1 protein-coding gene is annotated in these 1,065 nt (G+C 60.2%); it reads left to right on the top strand.

The genetic code is table 11. From position 1 onward, the window contains the following. Window positions 1–93: 93 nt before the first annotated feature. A protein-coding gene (locus AC07E3_RS21425) for an IS630 family transposase (RefSeq protein WP_478364759.1) occupies window positions 94–1,042 on the top strand; the annotation gives its coding sequence in 2 pieces (ribosomal slippage) (window positions 94–429 and window positions 431–1,042; 948 coding nt in all). Window positions 1,043–1,065 lie beyond the last annotated feature (23 nt).

Here is a 1,065-nt window from a genome sequence, read left to right as displayed (position 1 = left end):
TAGAGCGGTTCAGAGCTTGACTGAATCGGTAGGGATTCCCGGATTGCCGATTTTGTGATTCAAGATGCTGGCTGGGAAGGAGGCCAGCATCTGATGACAGCACCTCTATCCAATGATCTTCGTGAGCGCGTTGTCGGAGCGGTCGAAAGCGGCGAGAGCTGCCGGTCTGTCGCGGCCCGCTTCGGAGTTTCTGTTTCCTCGGTCGTGAAGTGGCATCAGCGCTACCGGGCTACCGGCTCGGTGGCGCCCGGCAAGATGGGTGGGCATCGCAAGCGCGTTCTGGAACCGCATCGGGCATTCATCGTCGAGCGTATCAACCAGACACCGCATCTGACGCTGCACGGGCTGAAGGATGAGCTGGCGGCGCGCGGGGTGAAGGTGTCGCACGACACGGTGTGGAACTTCCTGCGCCGTGAGGGGCTTCGGTTTAAAAAAAACACTGTTCGCCCTTGAGCAGGCCCGCGCCGACATTGCCCGTAGGCGGCGACGCTGGCGATCCTTTCAGGCGGATCTCGATCCACACAAGCTGGTGTTCATCGATGAAACGTGGATCAAGACCAACATGGCCCCGCTGCGCGGCTGGGGGCAGAAGGGCAAGCCCCTGCGCGGCTTCGCCCCGCACGGCCACTGGCGCACGCTGACCTTCCTCGGCGCGCTGCGCTGCGACCAACTGACGGCGCCTTGCGTCTTCGATGGACCGATCAACGGGCAGTGCTTCCGTGCCTATGTCGAACAGCAGCTCGTGCCTGTGCTCAGACCTGGTGACATCGTCATCATGGACAATCTCGGATCGCACAAAGCCGCGGCCATCCGTCAGGCCATCAAGGCCGCTGGAGCAAGGCTCTGGTTCCTGCCACCCTATTCCCCCGATCTGAACCCCATTGAGCAGGCCTTCGCCAAGATCAAGCACTGGATGCGACAGGCCCAGAAGCGAACCATCGAGGATACTTGGCGCCACATCGGCCATCTTATAGCGACGATCCAAAAAACCGAATGCAGAAACTATCTCGAAAACGCTGGATACGCTTCCGTCAAAACCTGAACCGCTCTAGTACTACAGTTGCA

It is taken from the genome of Nitratireductor lacus (assembly GCF_056431025.1).
The sequence above is the reverse complement of the archived record's forward strand: the minus strand, read 5'-3'. Positions and strand labels throughout refer to the sequence as shown.